The organism is Calothrix sp. FACHB-168 (genome assembly GCF_963889195.1).
Taxonomy (GTDB): Bacteria; Cyanobacteriota; Cyanobacteriia; order Cyanobacteriales; family Nostocaceae; genus Aulosira; species Aulosira anomala_A.
Genome location: NZ_CAWPNJ010000041.1, coordinates 177933 through 204022 on the forward strand (window position 1 = coordinate 177933; position 26090 = coordinate 204022).

Genomic DNA, 26090 nt, shown 5'->3' on the forward strand with positions numbered 1-26090 from the left:
CAAAGCCCCTTAAAATTGTGACGTATATGACAAAAATACCAAAGTTTCAGGAATTTTAAGAATGGTAGCAACTGATAAGTTTAAAAAAACGCCCCAGACAGACAAGTTTAACCTATCAGCTTATCTCAAAGAGCGACAACAGCTTTGCGAAACTGCTTTGGATCGGTCGATTCCTGTCGTCTATCCCGAAACAATTTATGAATCTATGCGCTACTCTCTGTTAGCTGGCGGTAAGCGTGTACGTCCGATTCTCTGCCTTGCTACCTGCGAAATGACTGGCGGTACGATTGAAATGGCTATGCCAACCGCCTGCGCTGTGGAAATGATTCACACCATGTCTTTGATTCACGATGATTTACCAGCGATGGACAATGATGATTATCGTCGCGGTAAGTTGACAAATCACAAAATTTATGGTGAAGATATTGCAATTTTAGCTGGTGATGGATTATTAGCTTACGCCTTTGAGTTTGTTGCTACTCAAACGCCCCAAAGCGTGCCGAGAGATAGGGTATTGCATGTTGTCGCCCGTCTGGGTAGGGCTTTAGGTGCTGCTGGCTTGGTTGGCGGTCAAGTAGTAGATTTACAATCGGAAGGTAAAGCCGATATTTCCCTAGAAACTTTGAATTTTATTCACAATCACAAAACTGCTGCACTGTTAGAAGCTTGTGTAGTTTGTGGGGGAATTTTATCGGGAGTATCGGCGGAAGATTTACAAAAATTGACTCGCTACGCCCAGAATATTGGTCTGGCATTCCAAATTATCGATGATATTTTAGATATCACCGCAACTCAAGAAGAATTAGGTAAAACCGCAGGTAAAGATTTAAAAGCGCAGAAAGTCACTTATCCTAGCTTGTGGGGAATTGACGAATCCCGGATTAAAGCTCAACAGCTAATTGAAGCCGCTTGTGCAGAATTAGATTCTTTTGGAGACAAAGCTCAACCATTAAAAGCGATCGCTCATTTCATTGTCAATCGCAGTAACTAAGTCAACCCCTACGGGGAATTCATCCCAATTTTGGATTCTACCCACTTAGTCGCCCGTAGGGTAACTCGCACTCAAATATCATCACCGAGGAATTTTGACTGGAAAGTAGCGACAGTCAATTGATTTTTGGGGTGGCATTTTGTAGTTTCCAAAATAAATAACTGCTGCTAATATTTACTAACTTCACCAAAATACCATGCAGAACATAGGCAACATCTTAGACAACCGGGTGCTGCTGGTTGCTCTGGTAGCTTGTTTAATTGCTCAATCTCTGAAGCTCGTCATCGAGCTATTTAAAAATCGCAAACTCAATGTCCGTGTATTAGTCACTACCGGCGGTATGCCAAGTGCGCACTCAGCGCTAGTTACATCTCTGGCTACCGGTGTCGGTGAAACTCTCGGCTGGGCATCTCCTGATTTTGCCCTAGCCACAGTTTTTGCCATCATTGTTATGTATGATGCGGCGGGAGTGCGCCAAGCTGCTGGTAAACAAGCTCGGATTCTTAATCAAATGATTGATGAATTATTTGATGATAAACATGATTTTACCCAAGACCGCTTAAAAGAATTGCTGGGACACACACCAGTTCAAGTTATCGCTGGTTCAGCGTTGGGTATAACCATTACTTGGTTAGCACGGTCTTTTTTAGTTACTAGTCTCTGATGCAAAAGTGTAGAGGAGCAAACAATTTAAAAACCTAGTTGCATATTGCTTTTTTAACAACTGACAACTGACAACTGACAACTGACCAATAAACTAATTACTGCGATCGCACATTTGAGCGTAGTAGCAGCACCTTGCGGCTATCTACGACATAGGCGACAAAGCCGTTATTGTTAAGCTGTTGCAATGTGTTATAAGCTTCTTTTTGGTTAGTGGTATACACTGCCAGCAAGTAAGGGCGTTGTCCGTAGGAAACAAATCCTACATCACCGCCAACAACTTGTTGTACATTAGAGACAAGTTCTGGACGATTGAAATAATCAACCAATACAGCATAACCTTCCCCTAAAGATTGAGGATTATAGCTGACTGCTGGCACTGGTTGAGTATCTGGTGGTTTAGTGGTGATAATCCCAGTTAAACCAACAATATTATTGATGTATCTTGCCCATCGTTGAGCATCATCAATTTTATAAAATCCGCCAATGCGCGTCACTGTATCTGTTAAATATTGACAGGTAGTGGTTTTAATTTCCGCAGGTAAAGCATCGCGTAATTGCTTTTGACTATTTGCTGTGGGACTAACTATCAATAACAGATACTCACCAGGTTCAGGTGCTTGACACACAGGAATCGCCGGTTGAGCGGTAACAGAACTTATACCACCCATCAATCCCGCGATCGCAAACACTAAAGTGTGTGGTAAATTTGCAAATCTCTGCACGACAGTAAAAGACATACAAGAAGATTTTTTTAAAGATTTCATCAACTGAAATTTTGTTCCTTGGGATGAGAGCAGAGAGGGCAGAGGAAGCAGAGGAAGCAGAGGAAGCAGGGGGGACAGTCACGAAAATTTACAATTGTAGAGACGCGATTAATCGCGTCTGTTTTGACAAATGACAAATGACAAATGCCCCATGCCCCATGCCCAATGCCCAATGCCCCATGCCCCATGCCCATACTTAAGTATTCTATGATACTGTAGCCAGAGATCCTATCGGATTAGGAATAGTATTTGAAGGCGCAGAGAATTCTCCCACAATTACATACTCTAAGCGCAATTTTAGCCAGGTAATAAATTGCGAATTAGTAGAAATAATCGCTGCTGCTGGTTGCGGACATTTAGCTTTAATTGCTGCCATTTCTGGTGCTTCTAAAAAAGCTGGTTGTTTTACCAACCAAAAATCAATTTCTTTTTCTTGTTCGTGATAGTGACGGGTACGTTCCTTGAGAACTTCTTCGATAGGTTCTTCATGTACCAAGAATTGTTGACTTGCTAAAACGTAATAATATGTTTGCATTTTCATCCCGTGGTTACTAACGATTTCTGCCAACTACAGTATATAAACTGTACCTGGAAAAATTAACCGATCGCTAATTCGTAGTTCGGAATTCGTAATTCGTAATTTTTAGCTTGAATTCACCCGGGTTTGCAGGTGGCTTTATTGCCTGCGATTTGGCGATCGCTCATGGAAATAAACAAAACTTACGCAACAATTAGGTAAAAGTCTGAATTGACTGTAGAGGTAATTGATAAATTGTCTCTACATTCCCTAGTTGATGCGTAAGCCATAACCAACTTTAATTACGAATTACGAATTATCAATTACGAATTATTTTAACTCTTCTTGACTTTTTTAAACCAAGAACTGAAGGGACAAGTACTTGCTTTGTTACTACTTGGTAGTTTACCGCCAGCTGTTAGTTTGTCTAAAAACAGCGTATTGTCAAAGTAATGCTCCAAGAAAGTTATCCGCAAATCATCGGTAACTCTAGCAACGCTGATACCGATAATTTCTACTGTCTCTCCAGTCGGTGCATAGTCTTTATATGCACCTTGAAAATGTCCCCAGTGTCGCCACTTGAATGTCACAGTTGGCGGGCCGGAATACACTTCCAAAACTTCCCAAGGAAAGCCTTGGGGAAATGTGGAATGGAAGATTTGATGTGATGATTCAAAGCTTTCCGCCGAAGCTTGATAATGCTCTGAATCAGCCATAAATATATTGTAAGTACCTTTGGCTGATAAATCTGTAGCTGTGTATTCTTGACCTCCGTTAGTACTTACACGAAACTTGTCGTTAACAACAGATAACCACTGTTGTGGGTTACTTTTAGAAGACACTTCCATTTCAAAGGTTCTCACCAGGTTTTGCACGATCGCTTCCAGGCTACCTTCTAAGTGATGGCGTGTACTTTCTTTGGCTAAATTCTCTTTAGACCGAGAATAATCAGGAGGTGTCTGATAGCGCCATTGGGCATCAGTACTTCCTTCAATAACTTTATCTCGATCCTGTACCCAAAGTGGCAGACTGTTAGATTGTGTTGCGCTCATAGAAGTCTTACTGAAGATTTGCTCCCAAATTTCCACGGATTACGCAGTTATTGACCCCTCTGAGCTATTAACTAAATTAACCATCTATCGCTGTAGCCAAATAGATAGGACATCCAGCTAAGATAAAACCCTAACAATAAAAGGCATTTAACTCTGTCAACAGTCAACAGTCAACAGTCAACAGTCAACAGTCAACAGTCAACCGTCAACCGTCAACCGTCAACCGTCAACCGTCAACCGTCAACCGTCAACCGTCAACCATCAACCGTCAACAGCTTTACAATTCTCCCCGGATTGCTAGTTTCATCTCTCGCACGGCTCTTTCTAAACCAACTAAAGCTGCACGTGAGATGATGGTATGACCGATGTTGAGTTCTTCCATTCCCGGAAGACTAGCCACAGGATAAACATTCCAGTAGGTAAGACCGTGACCAGCATTAACTCGCAATCCTGCTTGAATCGCTTGCTCGCACCCCTTAGCTAATACAGCTAACTCTTGCTTGCGGCTAGCTTCATCGACAGCCTCAGCATATTGCCCAGTATGCAATTCAATGAATTTTGCTTTTACTTGAGCTGATGCCGTAATTTGTGACGGTTCGGCGTCGATAAATAGGCTAACTGGAATGCCAGCACTTTGCAATTTATCAACTATTTCTTCTATATTAGCAATTTGCCCGACAATATCTAAACCACCTTCTGTTGTAACTTCCTCACGTTTTTCGGGTACTAAAGTTACATAATCAGGTTTAATATCAAGAGCGATCGCTACCATTTCTGCTGTAGCGGCCATTTCTAAATTTAAATGGGTTCTGACTGTTTGCCGCAACAGCCGCACATCCCTATCTTGGATATGTCTTCTATCTTCCCGTAGATGCACTGTAATCCCATCAGCACCGCCTAATTCTGCCAGCACCGCCGCCGCTACGGGGTCAGGTTCCACCGTTCGCCGTGCTTGTCGAATTGTCGCAATGTGGTCAATGTTTACGCCGAGTGTAGGCACCCTAGTTTCTCCCGATCCTCAGTCTTTCGGATCTTGATTTTAGCGGAAATGCTGCTAAACAGGTGAGTGCGATCGCGCTTGGGAAGGGAAAGAGGACAAGGAGGACAAGGAGGATAAGGGGGATCGATTAGTATGAAGATACAGCCAAAAACTTTTCAAACAACCTCTTAGGAGTCGTGTAAAAATAAGTTGAACAATTTAATATTTGTAGTGCGGGCAGCGTTCGACTGAGCGCTCACGCCGAAGTCTTGCCCGCGCGAGCAAGATGCTCGCACTACTTATTTTTACTTGATGCCTTATAGGGCGGAGAGTTTCAAAAACAGGCTATCAAGGCAATTTAATGGGGAGCATCCAAATTTTGACGCAATACCCTAGAAGGGTATTGCTATAGCAACAAAGCCTGCCTTTGCAGGCTATCAAATTTTGAGCCTGCGAAGGCAGGCTTCGTATTTCTAGCCCCACCCTTATAGGGTGAGGGCGTTTTTGCACATTTGGGATGCTCCCATCTAATGAGGCATAGTGTAGCCTAAAGCAGCTTTGACTTCTGCTAGAGTTTGGTTAGCAACAGCCGCCGCTTTTTGGCGTCCTTCCCGCAATACCGACTCAAGATAACTGTTATCTGCCATAATTGCCTGATATTTCTCTTGAATTGGTTTCAAGGCTGCGATCGCAGTTTCGGTCAATAATGGTTTGAATTGTCCCCAACCCATATCTTGACATTCTGCTGCCACATCTTCTTTGTTTTTACCAGACAATAACAGATATAGGGTTAACAAGTTATTACACTCAGGACGTTCAGGATCGTCAAAAGTTAAACCCCGAACTGGATCGGTTTTACAACGCTTAATTTTATTAGCAATTTGCTCTGGCGTGTCTAACAAATTAATCCGGCTTAATTCTGACGGATCGGATTTGGACATTTTCCGCGTACCATCAGTTAAACTCATCACCCTTGCGCCTTCCTTGCGAATCAAAGGTGCTGGTAGCTTTAGCACTGGTTGATCTGGTTTGGCAAATAAATGATTAAATCGATTGACGATATCTCGCGTTAATTCTAAATGTTGCTTTTGGTCTTCACCCACTGGCACAAAATCTGCCTGATAAAGCAGAATATCAGCCGACATTAGCACAGGGTAATCCAATAAGCCGACACCGACATTTTCCCCTTGTTTCACAGCTTTTTCTTTAAACTGGATCATATCTTGCAGCCAGTTAAGGGGAGTAATGCAATTGAGCAACCAGGTAAGTTCGCTGTGTGCCGAGACGTGAGATTGTACAAAAATGGTGGAATGATTTAAATCTAGACCACAAGCTAAATAGAGAGCAACGAGGTTATAGGTATTAGATGCCAACTCTTTGGGTTCATGTGGCACCGTAATTGCATGTAAATCAGCGACAAACAGATAATTGTCGTAATCACTCTGGGCTTCCACCCAGTTACGAATTGCTCCCAAGTAGTTGCCTAAATGTAAATTTCCAGTTGGTTGAACTCCCGACAGAACGCGCTGCTTGCCCATAAATTTCAAGTTAGTTATCTCAAATCCGCCCTATCTAAGGCGGCAATTACAAAACACATTTAATTTTGACATTTTCTAGGGGCATTGGGCATTGGGCATTGGGCATTGGGCATTGGGCATTGGGCATGGGGCATTGGGCATTGGGCATTGGGCATTGGGCATTTGCTATTTCTTCCTTGTCTCCCTTGTCTCCCTTGTCTCCTTTCCTAACCCCTAGCCCCTAGCCCCTTTATCTACATTTAGATATCGATGGGGATTGTTGCGATATTGTAATCATCTCTGCAATGATTATTCAGGATTAAGAGCGATCGCCTGACTTTTGATTTTACAACACTGATATAATGCAGCATAAATCAGCGTGCTATTGACAATTTTAGCGGAAAAGTTACTTTTTTAATTCGCTAAGTAGAAAATTCACTTGAGGATTATTTCGGCTAATTTGTATTAATTGTTAATAAGTATTTTCTCTTTTATAAGAGAAAATACACCAACTTTTCAGGGTTGGTAGTAGCAACACATTACTAAATTAGTTAATTTTAGGTAAATTCAATGGCTAAAGCTAGCAAAAAGCTGATTAATTGTATTTAATGCAGATTGTAATAATTTTTTGGCTATAATTAGCAATCTTATTTCCTTTTTGTCAAAAAAACAACCAATTCAAATTTAATAATTTCTATAAACTAGTCATTCAATTCCCTCGATATTAATGCATTGATGCTGAGTACGCATTTTTTGTCTGTATTTTTTATACTAGTATTTAGAATGGCTATGTTATCTACAAGCTAGATTTTTTCATTGTTTTGCCTAATAATAAGTTATTGTCATAGCTAAATCTGTTTACACATGTGATTTATAATACAAATGCCGTAATGAATAAATAACTTTACCGAAACTTCATAATATTATCCAAAAAGCGTGGCAATATAATTTGCAGGTTGCTAACTATATTGGATAAACTAACAACTAATAATTAAACAATCAGGATGCATTCCCCATATTTGGCAAAGTTTGAGGAATGACATAAATCTTTTTTGCTTATTCCCTAATCGTAAAAAATACTAGCCCAGATTTTCATCTTTAGAGAAAAAATTTGTTGGCTTTTTTCGTTATTGATTTATCTTTTTTTAGGTAATTTTTTTATGGAAATAATTCCAGACAATGCTCAGTTAAGTATGACCGATGAAGCACAAATAACTGACCAGCAAACCGAGACAAATAGCGACTCAATATTACCGGAGTTAAAAACCAACGATCCTGAATTTGATAGTCTTTGGGGTTTAAAAACTATTGGGGCAAATCAAGTATTTAATTATACCCAAGGTAGTAAAGATGTCATCGTAGCTGTTGTAGATTCTGGTGTTGACTACAATCACGAGGACTTAGCTAGCAACATCTGGAAGAATACTGATGAAATAGATAACAATGGTATTGATGATGATGGTAATGGCTATATTGATGATGTTTATGGTTGGGACTTTGGTGATGGAGACAAAGATCCCATCCCGGATAAGCCTATTAACCAAAGTTCTCAACGCGGTCATGGAACTCACGTTGCCGGTATCATAGGTGCTGTAGGCAATAATAGTCTAGGAGTGGTAGGCGTCAGTCCGAATGTTTCAATCATGGTTACGAAGCATTTCCGTAACAGCGATAGTAAAGAATTTTTATGGAACGTAGCCTACGGTATCTATTATGCGATCGAGAATGGAGCAAGAATCATCAACCTCAGTTTCAGCTCCAAATCTTTAAATCAAGATGAAAAAGATGTTCTCCAGTATGCCTACGAGCGTGGCGTTTTAGTCATAGCCTCCGCAGGTAATGATGGTAAAGATAATGACATTGAGCCTGTTTATCCTGCTAACTTCGATCTACCTAATATTATTACTGTTGCAGCTTCAGATGATAAAGATCAACTAGCCATTTTCGGTAAATATGCTTCTAACTATGGTAAAAATTCTGTAGACTTAGCAGCACCTGGGCAAAATATTGACAGTACCCTACCCAATAATCAATATGCTGCATGGGATGGAACATCAATGGCTGCTCCCCAGGTAGCTGGTGCTGCGGCTTTACTTTTAGCTGCTAACCCTAATCTCACATTTTTAGAACTGAGATACGCCTTGCTCTCAACAGTTGATAAACAAGAGTCTTTGCAAGATAAAGTCAACAGTGGCGGTCGTTTGAATGTACTGGCTGCTTATCAACAGGTTGTAGGAAATACTCAACCCCAGACTAATAGTACTAATAACAATACAACCTCTACTAGCTCAGAAATTATTATTCAAGCAGAGAACTATAATAGCGCTCAAGACTTCACACTGGGCGATAAAGATAACAAATATCGCCGCGATTATGGTGTTGATATCCGAGATAGCACTGATGGTAGGGGCTTTGATGTTACTGGAATTCAAGCTAGGGAATGGCTGAATTATATTTTTAATCTCAGTGAGAATCAATTCTATAACATTTCATTGCGAGTTGCCCCTGTTGGTCTCGGTCAACAAATCAAAGCGACTTTTAATAACAATCAAGAACGCATCATCAGTTTTGATGCTACTAGCGGCGATAATGTTTGGATAGATGCGATCGCCAAAGGAGTGAGTTTAAATGCAGGGACTAATCAACTGCGTCTAGATATGCTCACCGGTGGTTTCAATCTTAACTACATTAAGCTAGTGCCGACAAACACAGCTTATGGTAGTATTAACCCTGACAATATTTCTGGCAATGCTAGTAATAACTCCATCTATGGCGATGCTGGTAACGATAACCTCAATGGTGGTGCTGGCAATGACACTGTTTATGGTGATGAGGGCGATGATAATATTAATGGCGGAGATGGTAACGATCGCCTATTTGGTGACTCAGCCACTGCTATAATCGGTTCTGCTAAAGACACCATTTATGGTGGACAAGGTGATGATGTGATATTTGGGGGTGAAGATCATGACTCCCTTTATGGTGAAAATGGCAATGATACCCTTGATGGTGGAGCGGGTGACGATAACCTCATTGGTGATGTTGGTAATGATAGCCTGATTGGCGGCTTAGGCAATGACAGCCTTAATGCTGGTAATGGTAACGATAACCTCATTGGTGGTAGTGGTAACGATATCCTCAATGGTGGTAGTGGTAACGATACTGTTAGTTATAGAAATGCAACTGCTGGTGTTGATGTCAACTTGGGGGCGGGTACGGCTAGCGATGGACAAGGTGGCAATGATACTTTAATTAGCATAGAAGCTGTTATTGGCTCTAATTTTGCTGATATCCTCACAGGCGGAGCGGGGAATAATACCTTTAATGGTGGGGCTGGCAATGATACTATTAACGGTGGTGCAGGTAACGATACTGTCAGTTATAGAAATGCAACTACTGGTGTCAACGTTAATTTGACTACAGGTACAGCTAACGATGGACAAGGTGGTACTGATAGTTTAAGTAATATTCAGGTTATATTAGGTTCTAATTTTGCCGATATCCTCATAGGCAGCTCTGGTAATGACACTATTGAGGGTTACGCTGGTAATGATACCATCAACGGTGGAGATGGTTACGATACTGTCACTTATAGAAGTGCTAGTAGTGCTATTAATGTTAACTTGGCAACAGGCAGAGCTAGCGATGGACTGAATGGCAGTGATACTTTAACTAGTATAGAGGCGATCGCAGGTTCTAACTATAACGATATTCTCACAGGTAATAACGGCAATAACGTTCTTACAGGTAATAACGGTAACGATACCCTCATTGGCGGTGCTGGTCAGGATACCCTCATTGGTGGTTCTGGTGCTGACAGATTCGTGTTTAACTTAGTCTCAGAAGGAATTAATGTCATTACAGACTTCTCTCGCTCACAAGGAGATAAGATTGTGATTAAAAATGAGACTTTTGGCGCGACTAGTTTGAACCAGTTCAGCTATAACTTAGCTACAGGTGCTTTAATCTTTAATGAAACTCAGTTTGCGACTCTCAACACTAATTCCGGCTTTATTGCCAGTTTGGATATTATTATTGAGTCTCCAGTAATCTAGTACAACAAGGCAAAAGTAAAAGTCAAAAGTCAAAAGTCAAAAGTCAAAAGTCAAAAAAAATAATTCTTAGATTACCAGATTTTTACCTATTTGAAACGGTCTGTTGATTTCTGTTGATTTTCGCTATCACGTACTAGTAACCTGAATTAGGTTAGTTAAAAGTCAACAGTCCAGAGTCAACAGTCCAAGGTCAACAGATGAAAATCAATAGTCTCAAGTTAAATAATTCATAACAATTGACCATTGACTATTGACTATTGACCATTGACTATTGACCATTTTCACCTAATTCCTACCAATGTACGAACTTTACCCCGCGATCGCACCTTACAATGAAGGTTATTTACAAGTATCAGAGTTACATAAAATTCATTTTGAAGAATCAGGTAATCCCCAAGGAAAGCCAATAGTATTACTACATGGCGGTCCTGGTGGTGGTTGTCCGCCTTTTTATCGTCAATATTTTCATCCGCAAAAATGGCGCTTGGTAATGTTCGATCAACGCGGTTGCGGTCAAAGCAAACCCCATGCAGAATTGCGAGAAAATACTACTTGGGATTTAGTCAGCGATATTGAAAAGCTCCGCGAACATTTAGGAATCGAAAAGTGGGCTGTATTTGGTGGTAGTTGGGGTAGTACTTTATCTTTAGCATATAGTCAAACCCATCCCGAAAGGTGTACAGAATTAATTTTACGCGGCATATTTATGCTACGTAAAAAAGAATTGCATTGGTTTTATCAAGAAGGCGCTAGCTATATTTTTCCTGATGCTTGGGAAGAATATCTTAAACCAATTCCCCCCGCAGAACGGGATGATTTACTCACAGCTTATTATCAACGTTTAACCAGTCCAGATTTACAAATTAGATTAGAAGCCGCCCGTGCTTGGTCAATTTGGGAAGCTAGTACTAGTAGATTATTTCCCGATACTGACTTGATGAAAAATTTTGGTCAGAATGATTTTGCTGAAGCATTTGCTAGGATTGAATGTCATTATTTTATTAATCATGGATTTTTAGAGACAGAAAATCAATTACTATTAAATGTTGATAAAATTCGTCATATTCCGGCTGTAATTGTGCAGGGGCGTTATGATGTCGTATGTCCGATGGTATCAGCTTGGGAATTACATCGGGCTTGGCCGGAAGCAGAATTTATTGTAGTTCCCGATGCAGGACATTCGATGAGTGAACCGGGAATACGCAGCGCTTTAATTGCGGCGACGAATAAGTTTGCATTTAATTCGTAATTTGTTAGAGACGCGATTAATCGCGTCTGTACAATTGTCAGTATTTATAAATATTATGGTTTGTGATTAATTTGTAGGGGCGGGGTTTCCCATAGGTGTCAACTTAAGCTAAAAGCTATATACAGCGCGTGTTGTACAAAAACCCTCGCCCTCATCCCCTAACCCCTTCTCCCCCAGGAGAAGGGGAATTAAATCTCTTGCTCCCCTCTCCCGATGGGAGAGGGGCTGGGGGTGAGGGCAAAAACCTTGCTATAAAGCGGATTTCACCTTAAGTTGACACAGGTGGGGGAAACCCCGCCCCTACAAATCAATCTTGGTTCAAATGGGTGTGTAAAAATGAAGTTTTTGGGTATTGATTTAGGCTGGAAATCCCAACCAAGCGGACTATGTTATTTAGAATTAATTGACAATCAATTAGAGATTAGAGATTTAGATCGCCGAGAAGCGATCGCAGATATTCTCACTTGGATTGATAGTTGCGTACAACCACAAGAACCTGCATTAATTGCGGTAGACGCACCTACTCTCATTCCTAACGCTACGGGGAGTCGTCTACCAGATAAACTCAGTCACAAATACTTTGGTAAATATCACGCTGGATGTTACCCGGCTAATTTGGGTTTAGCTTTTGCCGAGCGGACTGTCAACTTTGGTTTAGAATTAGAATCTCGTGGTTTTATCCACGCACCCACCATTGAACCGCAAAAACCCGGTAGATATCAAATCGAAGTCTTTCCCCATCCCGCAATCGTCAACTTATTCAATTTAGAACGCATTCTTAAATATAAAAAAGGACGCTTGAGCGATCGCCGTTTAGAACTCACTAAACTCTATAATCATATTCTCAACATCCTACCCACTCTCCAACCACCTCTGCGTTCTCTGCGCCTCTGCGGTTCATTTATTTCCGAAATCCCCCACACAGGCGCAGCGCTTAAAGCCGTTGAAGACCAATTAGATAGTCTAATTTGCGCTTATGTGGCTGCACATTGGTGGTATTGGGGCGAACAACGTAACTTAGTATTAGGCGATCGCACTACTGGTTACATTGTTACACCCCAAAAAATCTTAGATTTTGAATGAATAATCTAAAATCCAAAATCTAAAATCTAAAATCGATTTACTCCGCCCAAGCAATTAACCTGGGTTCGTAGGAATTCGACAGGTATGGGTGTTTTGGTAATACGCGCAAAGACAAGCCTTGCAAACCAGAAGTGGTGTAAATAATATTCGCCGTATAAACACTTAACCCATCTGTATCATTACCTTGGTAATCCATAACCACGGGAATCGCATTCACGATATCACCATTGGCATCAATTGCCCCTTGGTATAATTCCACCTGTACGTCGTTATTTGTCAAAGTTGCTAAATCTACTTTGGCTTTTACCGCTACAGTTTGGTTAACTTCAATATCTGAAACTGCGGATACATCCACATCTTTGATTTTGATATTAAACCAATGGTCAGCGAGTTTAGCTTTCCAATCAGCTAATTCTTTAGCTGGGGCGTAGTTATTAGCAGTTAAGGTATGATAGCGATCGCTTGCAGGGAAATAAGCCCGTTGTGCATATTCTCGCACCATCCGCGCTGTATTAAAGAACGGACAATTCAAGCGAATTGCGTCTTTCATTTTTGCTACCCAAGCACGGGGTAAACTATCAGCATCACGATGATCGTAAAATAGCGGTACAACTTCCTTCTCTAATAAATCGTAGAGTGCGTTGGCTTCTACCTCATCTTGATAATTAGGATCTTCGTAATTTTCTCCATGTCCAATTGCCCAACCTGTACGGACATAATCGGCTTCATCCCACCAACCATCAAGGACGCTTAAATTCGGTAATCCGTTCATAGCGGCTTTCATTCCGCTTGTACCAGAAGCTTCACGGGGACGACGGGGTGTATTTAACCAAATATCGCAACCAGCCACCATCAACCGCGATATATGAATATCGTAGTTGGGGACAAACACTACTTGTTTTTCTAAATGTTGTTCGCGGATAAAGTGATTAATGTCGCGGATTAATTCTTTACCGGGGATATCTTTCGGGTGTGCTTTACCCGCAATCACAAATTGCACCTTGCGGTTTTTATTCCCTAGTAAAATCCGTCTGATGCGTTCTAAATCGCGCATCCACAGAGTAGCACGTTTGTAGGTAGCAAAACGCCTTGCAAAACCCACAGTTAAAACGTTGGGATCTAAAACTTCCTGTGCTTGAGCAATTTCCGAAGCCGAAGCACCGCGATCGCGTAAATGCTTAACTAAATGCTCCCGCACGTACAATATCATATCCAAGCGGCAGCGCTCGTGATTGCGCCACAATTCCTCATCGGGGATGGAGTCCATTCTCTCCCATAACTGGCTATCTGGTGGTGCAGATGACCAATTAGGGCCGAGATAGCGATCGTACAACTCTTGAGTGGATTTTGCCACACAACTGCGAGCATGAACGCCATTGGTAATAGCAGCGATGGGTACTTCTTCTACAGGTACTTTCTGCCATAACCCTTGAAACATCTGGCGGGATACCACACCATGTAATTGCGCTACCCCATTAGAAAATGTTGCCATTTTCAGCGCCAACACCGCCATACTAAAAGGCCCAGATAAATCGCCTGTATTTTCTCTTCCCAGTCCTAAAAATTGTTCTTCAGGTAAGTCAAAGATGCCTGCATAATATCTCAGGTAGTCCAAAATTTTCTGAGGTGGGAACAAGTCAATCCCGGCTGGTACTGGCGTGTGCGTCGTGAAAATATTACTCGAAGCTACAACTTGTCTAGCATCAGCGTAACTCAAACCTTCTTCTTGAATCAACATGCGGATGCGCTCTAGGGCAGAAAAGGCGGCGTGGCCTTCATTCATGTGATAAGCAGTAACTTTATACCCCAAAGCTTTTAACATTTGTACGCCACCAATCCCTAGCATAATTTCTTGGTGGATACGCATATCGATGTCACCACCATACAGTTGATCGGTGATGTCATGATCGTAGGGATTATTCGGTTCTATATTGGTATCTAGTAAATACAGGGGAACTGTACCCACTTGTACCCGCCAAACCCTAGCGTAAACTTTACGTCCTGGGTAATCTACCGCAATCCGCAATTCTGAACCGTCAGCATTCCGTTCCAAATGCAACGGCATATTGTAGAAATCATTGATGGGGTAGCGTTCCTGCTGCCAACCATCGGCATTAAGATACTGAGCAAAGTATCCTTGTTGGTAGAGTAAGCCGACACCAACCAACGGTAAACCTAAATCGCTGGCAGATTTCAGGTGATCGCCTGCGAGAACGCCTAAACCGCCAGAATAAACAGGTAAACAATCTACCAAGCCAAATTCAGCCGAGAAATAAGCGTAACATTCCTTCGGTGACTGGCTGCGTTGCTTTTGATACCAAGAACGCTCTTGTAAATAATCTTCCAGCTGACGCGCAGCACGATCCATTTGTGCCAAGAAGCCTTCATCTTCTACAACTTCTGAAAGTCGCCCTTGGCTAATCGTTCCTAGCATTAACACTGGGTTATGGTGACTAGATTCCCACAAATCGGCATCTAGACGGCGGAATAAATCTTTGCTTTCAACGTTCCAATCCCAGTGCAAGTTATATGCCAGCCGCCGCAGCGGTTCGAGTCGCGGCGGGAGAGAAGGAGAGACGTTAAATGTACGAATTGGCTGCATAGGTTGGCAAAACTCCAAGTGTAGCTAAGGTTATTTTTTACTGTCTTTACCCAATGTTGCCAATTCTTTATACTATGTTTGTAAGAATGCCGTGACTTTGTTAAGCATTGAGAATTATTCTTATCAGGTTTGCTAGAGTTTACACCAAGCCGATTTCTGATATTAAGCTGGCTGCTAAAAAGTATAGCTGGTATTGCAAAACTTAATTATTGATTGTAATTTAATACTCATGATAATTATATATCTATGTATTGAATTTTCTCAGTATATAAGCTTAATTTTAGATTTTCCTAATAGCTAGATAATAACTGCCAAAAAGCTTGTCAATAGCCCGCTTCGCGAGTTTCATCTCTCATCAAAACCATCGGCTATAAGTTAGCATCTCACAGCAATTCTTAATTATTTTTTAAGCATTTAGAATTGAGATTTCTAGTAATTCAAGCAAAAATTTTGTCATATTGCTGTGCGATCGCCAGCCTAATTCCTTAAATAGCACATTTTGCACCCAACAAATCGCCATAATCCCCAAACATGAGGAAAAAAATCATAATTTTCTGCCTTAAGCGCCCAAATAAGAAGAATCTTGAGGATTTTTTTGCATACTTAAAGCCATAGCTGCCACACAAGCAATCTCAGCCGCAACTTGATAAGCTTGTTTGATATTTAAACCACCATCTTTAGCTGTATTAGCACCAGCAGATTTTTGCACGCGCGATTCCTGCTTGACATCACCCGCTAAAACAGCTCGCTGCAAAATAATGTAAGCATCTAAATCTTCTGAGTCATACTCGCTTTGGAGTAGCAATCGAATCTGATGTTGAGCGGCTAGGCTCAAATAGCCAGAGGTTAAAGCTTGGTTAACAATTTCTTTCATTAAAGACCTACTTTTTAAACTAAATTTGGAAGTTGAACGCGATACCTAATTTTGGCGATCGCTTTTTTCCATTGCGTAAATTTTTCGCTCAGGAATCTCTCAATTTTCTTTAAAATTTATAACGAACGCCACTCAGCACGCATCACCCGAATGGGTTATCCCTCAAGTGGATTTACAAATTGTTAGATATTATTCCTCATATAATTGTTAATTATGGTGAATATACTGAAGTAATTTGATAGGAAAAATTCTCCAGTATCAAATATTTTTCTTTGCTAGTAAAAAATATTATTTTAAACTGCATAAGAAGTTACAATCTTATCTCGATTTTTCTGGATATATATTAAATTTTAGAAAAAAATAATTTTTGCCAAAGCCAGACAATAAAAATAAGATGTGTTATATTCAAAAGCACCAATTGTGAAAAATCACTCTGGCAATTACCTGAGTGTTTTGTTTAATTTGTAAATCATCTGCGTGCAACATGATTAGAGCAGCATACTCTAGAAATTCGTTGCAAGAAAGCCGTCATAGCAGTCGAGGAAGTGCTTACTTGTTTGCACCGATGGTGAACTTCAATGTGATGGCTGAAGTCGGCGATACTCCACCCTAAATTTAATTTTATACATTCATAAATAACCAAAATATTTTAACAATAACTACATGGCAGATAAAGGTTAATAATTTTACCTTTGAACTAAAACTGTCAAAATGTATTATTGTTAACCAAAAGCTTGTGTAATTGAGTAGTTAGTAAATATATCAACTACCTTATTGCTAATTGAATGATTGCGCCTTAGTTGAGGAATTCAACAAAAATTAAGTTGAATTTCTCTACGCTAATATGAGTAGTATTTGATGAAATATCAATACTAATAGAGAGATTTTGGCTATAAAATCCAGAATTCGACATTAATTAGCGGCAAAATCTTTCAGACTCAATCAGCAAAATTAGGTGATGCCTATAAATTCTTAATGTTTTTATAGGTAAATTGAACATTATTTACTGGCAAAAAAATGCTCATTGCAAATTATTTTTTCAACAATTCAATAATTGCTTCCATCAAGTTGGACTAGTATTTGCGAGATTCAGATAACTGATTTACTCCTAAATATGGGTATTTACAAATCATCAAAACGAGCCAACTGTCAATGAAGTAGTCGATTAATTACTGCAATTTATTTAAGGCATTAGTAACCATGAAAAAGCCCAAATTTTCAGCCAAAATACAACGCTTCCCGGAAATTTTGCTGACTACATTATTAGGTAATATTCCCGCGATCGTGCTCGGCTCGAAACTGCGCAATCTCTTATATCGCAGTATTTTCGCTCGCTTAGATAGTCAGGTTTATATTCAAAATGGTGTGGAATTTCTGGGTAGTAATGCCATAGAAATCAGCAAAAATGTGTTTATTTTTAAAGGCGTGCGTCTCGATGGCAGAGGAGAAAATAATCGAATTTATCTCGGTAACAAAGTCGCGATAGAACGTAACGTTGATATCGGTTGCTTAGATGGTACTTCTATATATATTGATGATGAAACATTCGTTGGCCCTAATGTATGTATTGCCGGGCCAGGAGACATCAAAATAGGTAAATACTGTATGATTGCATCGCACTGCGGTATATATGCTAATAATCATACTTTTGCCAATACCTTAGAGCCAATTCGTAATCAAGGCATTACACGCCAAGGAATTGTCATAGAAGATGATTGTTGGCTAGGGCATGGAGTCAGCGTATTAGATGGCGTGACTATTGGTCAAGGTAGTGTCATTGGTGCAGGTGCAGTAGTTACAAAAGATATTCCTCCCTTCTCTGTAGCTGTAGGAATACCAGCCAAAGTTATCAAAAGCCGTGTCAGCGAGGAAATAGGGATGAGGGGATAGGGAGGACAAGGGAGACAATTGTACAGACAAGGGTTCATCGCGTCTCTAATAAATACCCAATGCCCAATGCCCAATGCCCAATGCCCAATGCCCCATGCCCAATTTCTGCATCTCTTCGGAAACCTATGCAGCGAGTAAACGTCTCAAGAGTAGCAACCTCAAAACTTTTTAATCGGGACATCTCCAAAATATAGCGTTTACCCAAGGCATGAAGTAAAAATAAGTAGTGCGAGCATCTTGCTCGCGCGGGCAAGACTTCGGCGTGAGCGCTCAGTCGAACGCTGCTCGCACTACAAATATTAAATTGTTCAACTTATTTTTACACGACTCCCAACTGGCTCAGTCAATAAACGTGAGGACAGTCAACAGTTAACAGTCAACAGTCAACCGTCAACAGTTTCACGATAAACATTGACCTGTCTCAATAGAGACTGCCAAAAAAGGGGCGAGATTTGGGTAATATAAAGGAGCTATCATTTCTGCCTAGCAGATACCGAGAGAGAGATTTTCTGTTTCTCATACCTTTTGGAGATATCTCTGATGCTTACTTTAAAAATCACAGTTTATATTGTTGTTGCCTTCTTTGTGGCTATCTTCGTCTTTGGTTTCTTGTCTAATGACCCAGCTCGTAACCCCGGTCGTCGGGATTTCGAGTAAAAGCGCGACTGATAATCCGCTCTCAAAAGCCGGAAGGCAGAACACACCAGAAGCTATGGACACTAAGTTGCTTAAATGGGGATAATTACCCCAGCCATTTGCTAACCGACTCGGTCATCGTGCCTGAAGAGTTAAGAAATTCACCTTTTAGGCGCGAGCAATGGCAAAGCTAACGGTATTTGCTATAACGGAGAGAATGCCCAAAAGTTTACCTCAAAGCAATCTCTCCTAGCAATTGTCGTGGTAAATTTTAGTGTCCTTCTTGAGCCAGCTTGCTGCAAATAGGCGGCAAAGTAGGAAGGCTAAAGGTGTTGTTCGTCCTTCCGGCTACTTATTGGCTATTTGTTAGCTTGATTGTGCTGAAATATGCTTCATCCAGTTCTGCCGCCTACACCGCCTCCAATTACGGAAGCAAGACAACCTGCAAATTTGACCTCTTCTGCTAATGACACCAAGTTTAATTCTTTAATTGCTACAGATACTGGGACGCAGGAAAATCAACAAACATCCCAACAGCAACAAGCAACATCTCAAACTCAGCCAAATCCCCAAAATTTGACCAGGGATAAATTGGTAGTTTCTCCCAATCTCAATCAACCCAATCCGCCGAAAACTTTTCCGCCGGAATTCTCTCCTGTTGATACTCCCATTGATACTCCCATGAGTGCGGCATTATTGGGGGAGCCTATGGGCATTGCTTATCCTCTGCAAAATAATAGCGATCGCCTAGATGTTAAAGTTTTATCTAACCCAAACGCTACAACTAACCAAAATTCATTTGTTTCTAGTAAAACTCCAGCTAACCCGCAAGTAGTTGCGCAAAATCCCCAGCAACCGCAATTAGTACAAAATACTATTGAATTTAAATCTCGCAATCCTACACCAGACTCGCCAGCACCCTCATCGATAGAATTTCAGACGCCGCAACCGCAACCGCCAGCCGAAAGCACAAATCAGCCACAAAGTCAACCATCTGGGACAACTCCCCCGGCTACCACAGCACCAGCGACACCCAGAACGGTGGAAGTTATTTCTGATCGCCAAGTGTATGATGACCAAAGACGGATAGTAACGGCTGAAGGTAATGTAGTTGTGCGATTTGACGGGGCGGTAGTAGATGCCGATCGCTTACAAATCAGTTTAGATAACTTGATTGCTGTGGGAGAAGGTAACGTCGCTTTAACCAGGGGCGATCAGGTGTTGCGAGGACAACGCTTTACTTATAACTTTATTCAAGATAGCGGCGAACTGGAAAAGGGTAGAGGTGAGATTTACCTACCCACAGCCGAAAGAGATGTAGCTTTTTTACCTACAGATGTCACAGCCGGCGGAGTATCACAGCGCCCAGTGAGCGATCGCATTCGGGCAAATCAGCCCCTAACTGGTGTTAATAGCCCTGGGGGAATTGATGTGGTAGTAGGGGGTAGAGCCGATGCGAGAAACATTGCTCAACCAAAATCAGGGGGCATAGTTAATCGCCTACGCTTTGAAGCTGAACAGATTCAATTTTATCCCCGTGGCTGGCAAGCTAAAGATGTCAGCATTACCAACGATCCGTTTTCACCGCCAGAATTAGTATTACGGGCGGCTAATGTTACGTTAACTAGAGAAGCACCTTTAGTAGATCGAGTCAGGAGTCAAGGATCGCGGGTAGTTTTCGATCAAAAAGTGGCGATTGGGATTCCGCGAGAACAGCAGGAAATCGATCGCCGGGAGAGAGACGTAACGCCAGCCATTGTTTCTCCTGGCTTTGATGGCGATCAACGGGGTGGGTTATATTTAGAGCGCAGCTTTGCACCAATCACCACAGACAAGACAAACTGGACAATTACGCCCCAGTTTTTCTTACAAAAAGCTGTAGAACAAGGTACCGGTGATTTTGCTGGGCTATTTGGCATTAGAAGTAGACTAAATGTGAATTTGAACCCTAAATCTGTGATTGAGGGTAACGGCGAGTTAACCAGCCTGAATTTGAGTAAAGTTGAAGATAACTTTCGGGCTAGCTTGCGCCTGAGGCAGACATTAGGCGATCGCAATCCCCATTTATTGAACTTAGAATACAGCTACCGCGATCGCCTTTATAACGGTACTCTCGGCTATCAAACTGTGCAAAGCAGCCTTGGGGGTGTAGTCATTTCACCGATCATTCCCTTGGGTAACAGTGGGATTAATCTGAGCTATCAAGCAGGTGCCCAGTATATTAATGCTAATACCGATCGCCCTGACTTACTCTCACCAGATAGAGACAACGATCGCATTTCCTTAGGGCGCATCCAAGGTAGTGCAGCGTTAAGCGGTGGTTTATTGTTATGGCAAGGGCAACCCTTACCACCTACGGCTACTGAGGGGTTACGATACACGCCTAACTCAGTTGTTCCCTACTTGCGAGCGCTGGCTGGTGTGACTGGTACTACTAGTTATTACAGCAACGGTGATAACCAAAGCACCTTAATTGGCACCATTGGCTTAGAAGGGCAAATTGGTCATTTTTCCCGCCCTTATTTGGACTATACCGCCTTTAACGTCAGCTATTCCCAAGGTTTCAACAGTGGACTATCACCTTTCTTATTCGACAGAGCTGTTGATACTAGAGTACTGAGTGCTGGCATTACACAGCAAATCTATGGCCCTTTTCGCATTGGCTTTCAGACCTCAGTTAACTTAGATACAGGTAGAGAAAGTAGCACCGACTATATTTTGGAATACAGCCGCCGCACCTATGGCTTGACATTACGTTACAATCCAGTACTGCAATTAGGCGGTATTAGCTTCCGCATCAGCGATTTTAACTGGAGTGGCGGTACAGATCCCTTTTCCGGTCAACAAGTCAAGCCAGTTGTCGGCGGCGTGACACAGCAGGAGCCTTGAAGAGGCAGGGGGGCAAATAATTCAAAATTCAAAATTCAAAATTCAAAATTCAAAATTAAGAGTTATATTTGCCCCATACCAATTACCTTGCCCTTCCCAAGGTGGTGATGTAAAGTGCTGCTTCGTCTGCGGGAATACCGAGGACTTCATTGACTTTGTCGTCAAAAAAGCCACCGATGCCGCTTACACCGATATGCAGTTGGGTAGCGGCTAAATTTAGCCTTTGTCCGAGATGTCCGGCATCCATGTGTAAATAACGGTAAACGCGATCGCCATATTGCGCGATCGCAGATTTTAAATCGGCGGTATGAAAGACTACTGCGGCGGCATCTCGGCCTAAATCTTGCCCTAAGCAGAGAAAATGTAATTCTCGGCGGAAGTTTTTAAACCGAATTTGGCGCAATTCTTGGGCTTTTGGTGCGTAATAGTAACAGCCTGTTTCTAATCCTTTGACTCCACAAACAGCAATAAATGTTTCGATTAAATTTAAGTCAAAGTAATCTGGAGAACGGTCTAAATTTTGGTAGATATAATTTTGCGGTTGATAGGTGAAATCAAGTAAAGCTTTTAGTTCCTCAAAGCTCAAATCTTCACCACTGTAAGCACGGGTAGAACGCCGCCTGTGCATGGTATTTTCCAATTCTGAGAGATTTGCACCCCAGTTAATTGACATGGTAGCTGTAGGAATTTTTAGACAGAAAGGGAAGTTATATTTATCTTCTAAAGATTTCTCTTGTTGCACTTCTGGTAAATTGAGTTTACCCGTTGTTCCCGATTCAATTTGTGTGTGATGGTGAAAATATTTCAGCAGTTCGCCATCAGGAATAATGGGGTAATTGGTTTCGGTCGCTGAAGGTAAAGCTGTGCGTCCTAGTGGTAAATTTTGTTTAATATCTAACAAGTCTGCTAGAGATAAAACTGCGATCGCGCCTTCTTGTTGCGGATCGATATATAGTAAATCGTTAACCGCTTCATCAATAAATCCACCAATCAAGTGCGGGCGATAATCGTTAACCGCCCCAGCTAACTCAATATTTCCCAATAAATGTCCGGTATCTAAAAAGATGCGGCGGTAAGCCCTATCTTCATACCGCCAAGCGGAACGGTAGAATACAGCCGTTATGACAATCGCTAGCTGAGTATTTTCTAGAGATGGATGCCAAAAACAAGCTGCTTGTAAACTTTGCCAAACATCGCTTTCCCAATACTGCATTAAAGAATGAGTACGACTCTGGTAATTATATAACCCGGCTGGTAGTAACTCCGTACCGCGCGAAACTACATATACCTCAGCCGGGTATAACCCGCCAGCACTAGGGGCAGATCGTAAATATACCCCACCCATAGAAGGCATTCTTGCCGTTAGCCCATAGCTACAAAACAATAGCCTTGACAGTCTTTGCCACCATTTATCATCTTCATTGTTAGTAGAAGCCTCAGAATTAGCTTGTAAGTAGGGTTTAAGGTCAAAAGATGAGCCAATTCTGTACTCTTTAAATGGTACTGGTTGCTTCGCCCAATCTAAGCTCTGACTTTTTGCAGCTAGTGTCTGAGGATCGTATTTAGTGCGTTCGTGGTAGTGCTGTGCAATTGACTGGTGTAGTTCTGGCATAGTAGTTTCAATAGCATCGGGCGTCCTTTTTTTTGATCTTGGCATTCCTGTGTCTAATTATTTCGTGTTAATTGGTACAATCTGCTTCACAGTTGCCATACCTCAAGGGTTGGGAGATTACTGGAACCTCATTGATTTACTCCCCCCAGCGCTGAAATTTTCCCAATCTACCATCTTTTACGTAAAACGATAATCATCTAACACCCCCATTCCTCTCACCGCCACACCGTAGGTTGGCGGTGAGAGGAATGGGGACGAGCAAGAAGCTTCACAATGAAGTCGAGTTGTGGAGTGCGAACGACAGACGACGGGGTGAGCGACGAGTGAGTAGATAGACTTTGGTACATAGCGGGTTTTACGTATTTCACAGATTTAATGATAAAATGTGAAGTATGGAAAAAGCCTGCCGCTACCGTTTTTACCCAACTACCGAGCAAGAACAAATATTGCGCCGGACAATTGGTTGTGTGCGGTTGGTTTTCAACCGAGCTTTGGCGGCAAGAACCGAAGCTTGGTACGAGAGACAACAGAAGGTTGATTACGTTCAGTCTTCTGCTATGTTGACGCAGTGGAAGAAGCTTGACGATCTCCAGTTTTTGAATGAGGTTAGCTGCGTACCACTGCAACAAGGTTTGAGACACCTGCAAACTGCTTTCACCAATTTCTTTGCTGGTAGGGCGAAATATCCCAATTTCAAAAAGAAGCGTAGCGGTGGCAGCGCAGAGTTCACCAAGTCCGCTTTCCGGTGGAAGGATGGACAAGTCTACTTGGCTAAGTGTTCTGAACCATTGCCAATTAAATGGTCTAGACAACTTCCCAAGGGGTGTGAACCTACAACCATCACAATTAGACTTGAGCCTTCTGGACGTTGGTTTGTTAGTTTGCGAATCAACGATCCAACGGACGAAGCTTTGCAACCAGTTGATAGTGCTGTGGGACTGGATGTTGGCATTAGCAGTCTCGTTACTCTGAGTACAGGTGAAAAGATTGCTAATCCCAAAGCGTTTGACAAGCACTATCAAAAGTTGAGGAAGGCGCAGAAGTCTTTGAGTCGCAAGCAAAAGTCCTCTCGTAACCGAGATAAGGCTAGACTCAAGGTTGCTCGTATTCAAGCTAAAATCTCTGATTCTAGGAAAGACCATTTGCACAAACTGACAACTCGACTGATTCGTGAAAACCAAACGATAGTAGTTGAGGATTTGGCAGTTAAAAATATGGTCAAAAACCCCAAGTTGGCCCGTGCAATCAGTGATGCTGCATGGGGAGAATTGGTGAGGCAACTGGAATACAAAGCTCTTTGGTATGATCGAAACTTGGTAAAAATTGACCGTTGGTTTCCCAGTTCTAAGCGCTGTGGCAACTGTGGACATATTGTTGAAAAATTGCCGTTGAATATCAGAGAGTGGGATTGCCCAAACTGCGGAACACACCACGACAGGGATATCAACGCCAGCCGAAATATTTTGGCGGTGGGACACACCGTTACAGTCTGTGAAGCGAGTGTAAGACCTAATAACCATAGTGTTAAAGGGCAACTGCGAAAAACCCGTAAGGGAAAGAAACAGAAACCTAAGTCGTGAGTCTTAGGAATCCCCCGCTACACCCTTCGGGTGTAGCGGTGGGAGGATGTCAAAACCATAAACTTTGAACAACTTGAGACAAGTTTTCCAGAATTTAATTATTTTCTGCTGGTGGTGTTGGTATAACAGTTTGAGAATTGCGTCGCCACCGCTTCAAACCATAAATAGCAGCAGCCAAAACCAAAAAATAAGGACTATAAGCAATTAGCCAAATACCTAACTTTAGTAAACCAACAGTTAATTCACCAACAGAATGGCTAGAGTTGTTCCAAGTTTCTTGAATTTGTGCCCCTAAACCCCGTTGGGGACTGCTACCGGAAACTGCTGCTTCTAGGTTTAAGGTAATAGTAGAATAGGCAACTTGATTTTGTAAATTTTTCAATTGGGCGTCAATTTGTTCAATTGATTGGCGGACATTACTGAGTTCTTGCGCCACACTTAAGACATCGCGTACAGAACCAGAACGATCCATAATTTTTTGGAGATTAGCTTCGGTTTTGCGCAAATTAGTTAATCTAGCTTTGATATCTACTAATTGATTGCTAACATCTTCTGCTGTAATGCTACGATTTTCTACTGTGCCTAATTTAGCCAGTTCATCGAGAGTTGATTCTAACTGGTTTTGTGGTATGCGCAGAGTAATGGATGCAGTATGGCGGGCGTTTTCTTTTGTTGGTTGGCGTTCGTTTAAACCAATTAAATCGCCTTGTTTGTTATTAATAATTTTTGAGACTGTATCAATACTTTGACTGACGGAATTAACAATTACAGTTATTGCTGCTTTTTTAATTAGTTGGGGACGAGATTGGGGTACTGGTGGGGTTTGAGATTGTTGTACTACTCCCGCACCTTCAGCCGGCGCAGCGCGATCGCCTGCTATTTCCTGGGTTGCTTGATTTGATGTTTTTAATGCTGGCGGAACAGCCGCACAACTCGTAAAAATTAAACCTCCCAGCAGCACAGTCACAGCTAAACCAGATTTGCGCGGTAATATCATCGAGGCTGGCATAACTTAAACCATAGATAGATGAATTTAATCTCAGTATGGCTGAGAGCAAATCTGAAAGCGGCTATTGTTGCTATTTTTGTAACAGAAGTTTTGAGATTTTCGATTTTATGAAAATTTGCTGCTAA

20 protein-coding genes are annotated in these 26090 nt (G+C 41.7%); 11 read left to right on the forward strand and 9 right to left on the reverse strand.

What is annotated here, in order from left to right; genetic code table 11:
- Positions 1–61 precede the first annotated feature (61 nt).
- Together crtE and AACW45_RS23980 are read left to right on the forward strand one after the other, a co-directional pair.
- Positions 62–991, forward strand: a complete 930-nt coding sequence (gene crtE, locus AACW45_RS23975) for a geranylgeranyl diphosphate synthase CrtE (RefSeq protein WP_190629036.1) — start codon at positions 62–64, stop codon at positions 989–991.
- 196 nt (positions 992–1187) lie between these two features.
- Positions 1188–1655: a divergent PAP2 family protein gene (locus tag AACW45_RS23980; RefSeq protein WP_190542832.1), complete on the forward strand. Its 468-nt coding sequence runs from the start codon at positions 1188–1190 to the stop codon at positions 1653–1655.
- A 97-nt stretch (positions 1656–1752) separates the two neighbouring features.
- Here the strand turns inward: AACW45_RS23980 and AACW45_RS23985 are convergent, their stop codons facing one another.
- From AACW45_RS23985 to trpS, 5 genes are all read right to left on the reverse strand, one after another.
- Positions 1753–2421, reverse strand: a complete 669-nt coding sequence (locus AACW45_RS23985; RefSeq protein ID WP_395968331.1) for a hypothetical protein — start codon at positions 2419–2421, stop codon at positions 1753–1755.
- 205 nt (positions 2422–2626) lie between these two features.
- The gene (locus AACW45_RS23990) at positions 2627–2956 is read right to left on the reverse strand and encodes an MgPME-cyclase complex family protein (RefSeq protein WP_096647619.1); all 330 of its coding nucleotides are present in this window, start codon (positions 2954–2956) and stop codon (positions 2627–2629) included.
- Between the two features lie 317 nt (positions 2957–3273).
- On the reverse strand, positions 3274–3990 hold the full coding sequence (locus AACW45_RS23995) for a SnoaL-like polyketide cyclase (RefSeq protein ID WP_096642684.1): 717 nt from the start codon (positions 3988–3990) through the stop codon (positions 3274–3276).
- 277 nt (positions 3991–4267) lie between these two features.
- Positions 4268–4990, reverse strand: coding sequence for a pyridoxine 5'-phosphate synthase (locus AACW45_RS24000; protein WP_190629037.1), 723 nt, complete (start codon positions 4988–4990; stop codon positions 4268–4270).
- Positions 4991–5496: 506 nt separating this feature from the next.
- The gene (gene trpS / locus AACW45_RS24005) at positions 5497–6507 is read right to left on the reverse strand and encodes a tryptophan--tRNA ligase (RefSeq protein ID WP_190629039.1); all 1011 of its coding nucleotides are present in this window, start codon (positions 6505–6507) and stop codon (positions 5497–5499) included.
- Between the two features lie 1139 nt (positions 6508–7646).
- Here trpS and AACW45_RS24010 point away from each other — a divergent pair.
- From AACW45_RS24010 to AACW45_RS24020, 3 genes are all read left to right on the forward strand, one after another.
- On the forward strand, positions 7647–10541 hold the full coding sequence (locus AACW45_RS24010) for a S8 family serine peptidase (RefSeq protein WP_190629041.1): 2895 nt from the start codon (positions 7647–7649) through the stop codon (positions 10539–10541).
- A gap of 298 nt (positions 10542–10839) precedes the next feature.
- Positions 10840–11790, forward strand: a complete 951-nt coding sequence (pip, locus tag AACW45_RS24015) for a prolyl aminopeptidase (RefSeq protein WP_190629043.1) — start codon at positions 10840–10842, stop codon at positions 11788–11790.
- Between the two features lie 336 nt (positions 11791–12126).
- Positions 12127–12873 carry a DUF429 domain-containing protein gene (locus AACW45_RS24020; RefSeq protein ID WP_190629045.1) on the forward strand — a complete coding sequence of 249 codons (747 nt, stop codon included), beginning with the start codon at positions 12127–12129 and terminating at the stop codon, positions 12871–12873.
- 37 nt (positions 12874–12910) lie between these two features.
- Here AACW45_RS24020 and glgP read toward each other — a convergent pair whose 3' ends face one another.
- Together glgP and AACW45_RS24030 are read right to left on the reverse strand one after the other, a co-directional pair.
- A complete protein-coding gene (gene glgP, locus AACW45_RS24025) occupies positions 12911–15475 on the reverse strand; it encodes an alpha-glucan family phosphorylase (protein WP_190629047.1) in 2565 nt (854 codons plus the stop codon).
- 559 nt (positions 15476–16034) lie between these two features.
- Positions 16035–16349 carry a hypothetical protein gene (locus AACW45_RS24030; RefSeq protein WP_190629050.1) on the reverse strand — a complete coding sequence of 105 codons (315 nt, stop codon included), beginning with the start codon at positions 16347–16349 and terminating at the stop codon, positions 16035–16037.
- A gap of 484 nt (positions 16350–16833) precedes the next feature.
- Between AACW45_RS24030 and AACW45_RS24035 the strand changes: the two genes are divergently transcribed.
- The 4 genes from AACW45_RS24035 (at position 16834) to AACW45_RS24050 (ending at position 21764) form a co-directional block, all read left to right on the forward strand.
- Complete coding sequence (locus AACW45_RS24035; RefSeq protein WP_256421707.1) at positions 16834–16962, forward strand: hypothetical protein; 129 nt, start codon at positions 16834–16836, stop codon at positions 16960–16962.
- 587 nt (positions 16963–17549) lie between these two features.
- Positions 17550–18239 (forward strand): acyltransferase, encoded by a 690-nt coding sequence (locus tag AACW45_RS24040; protein WP_190629051.1) that lies wholly within the window; start codon positions 17550–17552, stop codon positions 18237–18239.
- A gap of 540 nt (positions 18240–18779) precedes the next feature.
- On the forward strand, positions 18780–18896 hold the full coding sequence (locus tag AACW45_RS24045) for a photosystem II reaction center protein I (RefSeq protein ID WP_096643989.1): 117 nt from the start codon (positions 18780–18782) through the stop codon (positions 18894–18896).
- 366 nt (positions 18897–19262) lie between these two features.
- On the forward strand, positions 19263–21764 hold the full coding sequence (locus tag AACW45_RS24050; protein WP_190629053.1) for a DUF3769 domain-containing protein: 2502 nt from the start codon (positions 19263–19265) through the stop codon (positions 21762–21764).
- A gap of 82 nt (positions 21765–21846) precedes the next feature.
- Here the strand turns inward: AACW45_RS24050 and AACW45_RS24055 are convergent, their stop codons facing one another.
- Positions 21847–23376: a SagB/ThcOx family dehydrogenase gene (locus AACW45_RS24055; protein WP_190629273.1), complete on the reverse strand. Its 1530-nt coding sequence runs from the start codon at positions 23374–23376 to the stop codon at positions 21847–21849.
- Positions 23377–23768: 392 nt separating this feature from the next.
- Between AACW45_RS24055 and AACW45_RS24060 the strand changes: the two genes are divergently transcribed.
- Positions 23769–24956 (forward strand): RNA-guided endonuclease InsQ/TnpB family protein, encoded by a 1188-nt coding sequence (locus AACW45_RS24060; protein ID WP_190629055.1) that lies wholly within the window; start codon positions 23769–23771, stop codon positions 24954–24956.
- Positions 24957–25050: 94 nt separating this feature from the next.
- Here AACW45_RS24060 and AACW45_RS24065 read toward each other — a convergent pair whose 3' ends face one another.
- Positions 25051–25965 (reverse strand): DUF4349 domain-containing protein, encoded by a 915-nt coding sequence (locus tag AACW45_RS24065; protein ID WP_190629057.1) that lies wholly within the window; start codon positions 25963–25965, stop codon positions 25051–25053.
- A gap of 14 nt (positions 25966–25979) precedes the next feature.
- On the opposite strand from AACW45_RS24065, the gene AACW45_RS38460 reads away from it, so the two are divergent.
- Positions 25980–26090, forward strand: coding sequence for a hypothetical protein (locus AACW45_RS38460; RefSeq protein ID WP_373462063.1), 111 nt, complete (start codon positions 25980–25982; stop codon positions 26088–26090).

Excerpts from the sequence above, each read along its gene's own strand:
- AACW45_RS24050 (WP_190629053.1), top strand. The coding sequence starts at position 19,263 with ATGCTTCATCCAGTTCTGCCGCCTACACCGCCTCCAATTACGGAAGCA.
- AACW45_RS23985 (WP_395968331.1), bottom strand. The coding sequence starts at position 2,421 with ATGAAATCTTTAAAAAAATCTTCTTGTATGTCTTTTACTGTCGTGCAG.
- AACW45_RS24060 (WP_190629055.1), top strand. The coding sequence starts at position 23,769 with ATGGAAAAAGCCTGCCGCTACCGTTTTTACCCAACTACCGAGCAAGAA.
- AACW45_RS23995 (WP_096642684.1), bottom strand. The coding sequence starts at position 3,990 with ATGAGCGCAACACAATCTAACAGTCTGCCACTTTGGGTACAGGATCGA.
- glgP (WP_190629047.1), bottom strand. The coding sequence starts at position 15,475 with ATGCAGCCAATTCGTACATTTAACGTCTCTCCTTCTCTCCCGCCGCGA.
- AACW45_RS24010 (WP_190629041.1), top strand. The coding sequence starts at position 7,647 with ATGGAAATAATTCCAGACAATGCTCAGTTAAGTATGACCGATGAAGCA.
- AACW45_RS24055 (WP_190629273.1), bottom strand. The coding sequence starts at position 23,376 with ATGCCAGAACTACACCAGTCAATTGCACAGCACTACCACGAACGCACT.
- trpS (WP_190629039.1), bottom strand. The coding sequence starts at position 6,507 with ATGGGCAAGCAGCGCGTTCTGTCGGGAGTTCAACCAACTGGAAATTTA.
- AACW45_RS23990 (WP_096647619.1), bottom strand. The coding sequence starts at position 2,956 with ATGCAAACATATTATTACGTTTTAGCAAGTCAACAATTCTTGGTACAT.
- AACW45_RS24030 (WP_190629050.1), bottom strand. The coding sequence starts at position 16,349 with ATGAAAGAAATTGTTAACCAAGCTTTAACCTCTGGCTATTTGAGCCTA.
- AACW45_RS24065 (WP_190629057.1), bottom strand. The coding sequence starts at position 25,965 with ATGCCAGCCTCGATGATATTACCGCGCAAATCTGGTTTAGCTGTGACT.
- crtE (WP_190629036.1), top strand. The coding sequence starts at position 62 with ATGGTAGCAACTGATAAGTTTAAAAAAACGCCCCAGACAGACAAGTTT.
- AACW45_RS24035 (WP_256421707.1), top strand. The coding sequence starts at position 16,834 with ATGATTAGAGCAGCATACTCTAGAAATTCGTTGCAAGAAAGCCGTCAT.
- pip (WP_190629043.1), top strand. The coding sequence starts at position 10,840 with ATGTACGAACTTTACCCCGCGATCGCACCTTACAATGAAGGTTATTTA.
- AACW45_RS24020 (WP_190629045.1), top strand. The coding sequence starts at position 12,127 with ATGAAGTTTTTGGGTATTGATTTAGGCTGGAAATCCCAACCAAGCGGA.
- AACW45_RS23980 (WP_190542832.1), top strand. The coding sequence starts at position 1,188 with ATGCAGAACATAGGCAACATCTTAGACAACCGGGTGCTGCTGGTTGCT.
- AACW45_RS24040 (WP_190629051.1), top strand. The coding sequence starts at position 17,550 with ATGAAAAAGCCCAAATTTTCAGCCAAAATACAACGCTTCCCGGAAATT.
- AACW45_RS24045 (WP_096643989.1), top strand. The coding sequence starts at position 18,780 with ATGCTTACTTTAAAAATCACAGTTTATATTGTTGTTGCCTTCTTTGTG.